The organism is Clostridium sp. (assembly GCF_051278035.1).
Lineage (GTDB): Bacteria > Bacillota > Clostridia > Clostridiales > Clostridiaceae > Clostridium_AD.
In genome coordinates this window covers 1-5,113 of sequence record NZ_JBNMNU010000246.1, presented here as the reverse complement: position 1 = coordinate 5,113, position 5,113 = coordinate 1, and the positions used below count along the sequence as shown (strand labels likewise).

Below are 5,113 nucleotides of genomic sequence, written 5' to 3'. Positions count from 1 at the left end.
TTTTTCATAAATTTAAACTACTCCTTTGTATTTTATTTATTTTTATCCTCTAACCCGTCTTCATAAAGATCTATAAATAAGCCATTCGTTGCATTATAAGTGGCTAGAAATACTTCAGCAGCATCATCAATATCTTGTTTTTTTAATTTTATCATCAGCCATTTTTCATTTCTATTGATACTAGCTAAGTTATCTTTTAGAATAGAGCCGTCATAAATCACTTCAATATCAATACTATCAGTAGGAGTTTCAAGGTTTAAGTCCTTTGGAGTAACAGAATCGTATTCTGTCTTTTTTAAAATGGACAATTTACCGTCTTTTTCGAGTACCGCATATGCAATCTCGTCTAAGTCAAAAACACCTTTATCTCTTAACTGGGATAGAAGGTCTCCTATAGTGTAACGAAATTTCTTCATGGATTTCTCAAGTATTTTACCGTTTGAAATGATAATTGTGGGCTCACCATCTAAAAATTTTTCAGCAGTTTTTGATTTAAGAGTTGTTAATTGTAAAATAAAACATAAGACAGTCCAAGTAAGTAAGCCTACCCAATGAGACCATGCGCTACTAGTTAAATCAGTAGTTAGAGTTGAGGCCGTGGACCCTATAGTTATACCAACTACATAATCAAAAAAAGTTAGCTGGCTAACCTGTTGCTTTCCAAGAATACGGGTGAATATCAATAAAGTGAAAAAACCGATTATTCCTCTTACTAGAACTATTAAACCCTCGTTCATAATAGCACCTTCCTTCAATAATATTATCTCCTAAAATATTATTTGTATTAATTTTAGTGATTTTAGTTGCAATAGATTATTAAGTTTTTAACTGCCACCATATAAATTAGAAAAGAAACTTGCCACTTGGGTGGCACAAAAAAGGATGATAAGTATGGATTTAATAAAAATAGTTTCAAATGTTCAGAAGATTTCAGAGGCAATAGCAAGCGTTATTAGTGTAGATGTAACGGTTGTAGATAGTAATTATATTAGAATAGCAGGTACTGGAAGGTATAGAAAATGTATTTCAGAAAAAGTAAATGAAAAATCTGCTTTTGGATTTGCTCTAACACAGGGAAAAAGTCTTATTATAAAAAATCCTAGAAAACATTCTATCTGCTCGAACTGTGAAAACATTAAAAACTGCAAGGAACTTGCAGAGGTTTGTTGCCCGATTAATGTAGGTAATGAGTCTGTTGGAGTAGTTGGACTTATTGCATTTTCAGAAGAACAGCGAAATGCTATCATAAACAATGAAGTGAATTTAATGAATTTCTTAAATAGAATGGCTGATTTAATATCAGCAAAACTAGCAGAAGAAGAAAATACAGAGCGAATAAAGCTTCTGGCAGGAGAACTTGAGGTAGTTATTGATTCTGTAGATAAAGGGATTATAGCCGCAGACTATAAAGGGAATATTCTTCATTATAATACTAAAGCGTTAGAGCTATTTAACCTTAAAGGAAACGTCATTTTGAATATAAATATAAAAAATCTTATTGGTAACTTAAATTTTGAAACACTTATTGAAAAACATAAGAATCTAAAGAATAGAGAATTTACTTATAGGGACAATAACCATAGTTTTAGAGGGGTTTTTGATGCAAAGCCAATTAGTATTTTAGATAAAAGCTTTGGTATAGTATGTACATTTAGTGATATCTCTGATTTATTAAAAACAATAAATAAAATTACTACAGGGACTATAATTACTTCGTTTGATAGTATTATAGGCAATAGCTATTGCTTAGAACAGGTTAAGAATCAAGCAGAAAAAGCTTCTAAATCTACATCCACAGTACTTATTCAGGGAGAAAGTGGAACTGGGAAAGAACTCTTTGCAAGGGCCGTACACTTTCATAGTAATAGAGTTAAGGAGCCGTTTATATCAATTAATTGTGCAGCTATCCCAGAACATTTGCTAGAAAGTGAGTTTTTTGGATATGAAGATGGTGCATTTACAGGAGCAAGAAGAGGTGGCACTTTAGGAAAATTTGAACTGGCAAATAAGGGCACAATATTTTTAGATGAAATTGGAGACATGCCTATTCATCTTCAGGCTAAACTATTAAGGGTATTGCAGGAGCATGTTATTGAGAAGATTGGTGGAAAAGAATCAATTCCTATCAATGTAAGGATAATTGCGGCTACCAATAAAGATTTAGAAAAAAAGGTTTTAGAGGGAGAATTTAGGCAAGATTTATTTTATAGATTAAATGTAATTCCTCTCAATATACCGCCATTAAGAGATAGAAAAGAGGATACAGTAATTCTTGTAGATTATCTTTTGGACAAATGTAATTCTAAGTTAGGAAAGCATATAAATAAAATAGATGATATTTGCTTAGAGATTTTTATGAATTATGGGTGGCCAGGGAATGTGCGAGAGCTTGAAAATACTATAGAGTATGCTGTAAATATGTGTTCGGATTCTGTTATAAAATCTATAGATTTACCCAAAAGGATGAATGCTTCGCAAATTACACCGGAGTATAATGAGAGTGTATTGATTATGCCCATAAAAGAATTGGAAAAAGTGGAAATTAAGAAGGCATTGGATTATTTTTCAGATAGTAAGCAGTCAATTACAAAGGCGGCTGGCGCTCTAAAAATAAGTAGAGCGACCTTATACAGAAAATTAAAAGAATATGGAATAGAACAGTATCATAATGAGAATTAATTCTCATTATGATACTGTTCTTCTTTGTTTTTTCTCATATTAAGAAAAAGTATAATAAAAAGGGATGTTTTGAGAGGATTTTATTGGCATGAATGTTGCTCTAATATATATTAGATAATCGTAGAGGGGTGATTTTATGAAATTAAGAAACCTTATAGTTCAAACACTTGTGGAAGAGGTCGTTCCTGCTATGGGATGCACTGAGCCAGTAGCTGTTGCGCTTGCCTGTGCTAAGGCTAAAGAACTAATAAAATTTAATTATATAGAGAGTGCTGAAATTTTTGTTAGTCCAAATATATATAAAAATGGTCTATCAGTTGGCATACCAAATACAAATGAAATTGGACTCTATATTGCAGCTGCACTGGGTTTTGTGGGTGGAAAAAGTGAAAAAGATTTAAGAGTACTTGAAGGAATTAGTGATATACAAGTGATACTTGCAAAGGAGCTTTTACATAGTGGAAAACTATTACTAGACATTAAAGACACTGAGGATAAAATTTATATAGAGGTAAATCTTGTAACGGATAAAGGCAAATGTAGCGTGATTATAAGTGGAAAACATAATAAATTTGTTTATATTGAAAGTTTAGGTGAAGTTATTTTAGATCTAAAAAAAGAGGATAAATCAAGTAATAGTGGGAAGAATATTTTATATAGCTTAAGTATAAGAGAAATTATTGTAGAAATAGAGAAAATACCACATGATGAAATTGCTTTTATGTTAGACGGGATAGTGCTGAATGAAATCGTAGCTATGGCTGGACTTAAAGAAAAAAAGGGCATGGGAGTTGGATATGCACTCAAAAAAAGTATAAAACAAGGGATTTTGTCTGAGGACTTAATGACAGCTTCAATGATGTTAACAGCAGCTGCTAGTGATGCTAGAATGTCAGGCATAAATCTATCGGTTATGAGTAGTAATGGAAGTGGAAATAATGGTCTTACAGCAATTTTACCTATAGTTGCATATAAAAATATATTTAATGTGGATGATGAAAAATTAGCTAAGGCAGTTGCCATAAGCCATATTGTAAATAGTTATATAAAGCATTATATAGGGAGATTATCAGCACTGTGTGCATGTGGTGTTGCAGCTGGAACTGGTTCGGGAGTAGCTATAGCATGGCTTATGGGCGCAAGTTATGACCAAATAGATGGAGTTATAAAGAATACAATTGCAAATACCTCTGGCATGATATGCGATGGGGCAAAGGAAGGCTGTTCTTTAAAGCTTTCAACCTCAGCATCAGTTGCAGTATCTTCTGCAATTTTGGCTATAAATAATTCTATTGTGCCTGTAAGGAATGGAATAGTTGCAGAAACTGCGGAACAGACTATAATGAATTTAGGTGTTTTATCCGTGGAAGGTATGAGCATTACCGATAAGGTTATATTGAAGACTATGAAGAAAATGCAAAAGAAATATAATGAAAATTTATTATATGAAAATACAGGAACACATTTATAAATACAAGATATTATATATTAAGTAAATTTTAATTAATAAAAAATCAATAGGCTCGTCCACTTAAATTCTTAAATTATTATCAAAAAACCATGAATTACTATTGAATTTTAATTTAATTCTGATATAATAAAGTTAACAAATAGATATGAAACACTTTCAAAAATTTTATAGTTTTTAATTCTGAGATATTCGTGAAGCTCTTATTTTCAACCTACAATATTTATACGGGAGTTCAAGATCTAGGTGTGTATTAGGCCTATAAGTCCAATTTATAATTGGCAAGGACTGCTAAGCATCTCTGAGGACACCCACCTATCATAAAGATAGGTGTAAAAATTGGGGCAACGGTACCTTGGATTATAATTAAAATTTTTGGTTCGTTTATAAAAAGAGATGGAAATATCTCTTTTTTTTTGTGGTATAATTATCTTTAGTGATTAATATTGAGGTGAGATTTTATGACAGAAGATGAAGTACTAAAAATGTTAGAGGAAAACCCAATTCTTATAAAAAACATTGAAAATCCCAGTGATGAACTGAAGCTTGCAGCTATAAAAAAAGATGGGCGAATGATACGTTATATTAAGAATCCTTCAGAAGAAATGGAGAACCTAGCAATAAAAAGTAATCCGTGGTCAATTGAGTTTATTGAAAATCCAACTTATGACATGAAAAAATATGTTGTGTCAGAGATATGGAATACTTTAGAGTTTATTAAAAGTCCTTCTGAGGAACTTATAAAAGTAGGTATCCGGCAAAAGGGATATGCCATAAGATATGCTGTTTGGCCAAGCATTGAACTTCAAAGATTAGCTATAGAAAAAGATTATGACTCTATAAAATATATTGTTAATCCAATTGAAGAAATACAACTATTAGCTATAAAAAGAAATTATGCTTGTTTAAGGTATATAGAGAATGCAAGTTTAAGTGCAGAGATACTGGCCATTTCTGAAAATGAAT

3 protein-coding genes, 1 other RNA gene and 1 pseudogene are annotated in these 5,113 nt (G+C 31.5%); 4 read left to right on the top strand and 1 reads right to left on the bottom strand.

Features of this window, described 5'->3' with window-relative positions; genetic code table 11:
• Nucleotides 1-32: 32 nt before the first annotated feature.
• Nucleotides 33-737, bottom strand: a complete 705-nt coding sequence (locus ACJAX4_RS22150) for a DUF421 domain-containing protein (protein ID WP_435791608.1) — start codon at nucleotides 735-737, stop codon at nucleotides 33-35.
• A gap of 154 nt (nucleotides 738-891) precedes the next feature.
• Here ACJAX4_RS22150 and ACJAX4_RS22145 point away from each other — a divergent pair, with 154 nt between their 5' ends.
• The 4 genes and pseudogenes from ACJAX4_RS22145 to ACJAX4_RS22130 all read left to right on the top strand — a co-directional run.
• Nucleotides 892-2,679: a sigma-54-dependent Fis family transcriptional regulator gene (locus ACJAX4_RS22145; protein WP_435791607.1), complete on the top strand. Its 1,788-nt coding sequence runs from the start codon at nucleotides 892-894 to the stop codon at nucleotides 2,677-2,679.
• Between the two features lie 136 nt (nucleotides 2,680-2,815).
• Complete coding sequence (locus tag ACJAX4_RS22140) at nucleotides 2,816-4,150, top strand: serine dehydratase subunit alpha family protein (protein WP_435791606.1); 1,335 nt, start codon at nucleotides 2,816-2,818, stop codon at nucleotides 4,148-4,150.
• A gap of 174 nt (nucleotides 4,151-4,324) precedes the next feature.
• Nucleotides 4,325-4,513, top strand: a non-coding RNA gene (ssrS, locus tag ACJAX4_RS22135) — 6S RNA.
• Nucleotides 4,514-4,608: 95 nt separating this feature from the next.
• Nucleotides 4,609-5,113, top strand: a pseudogene (locus ACJAX4_RS22130) (hypothetical protein); the annotation flags it as partial.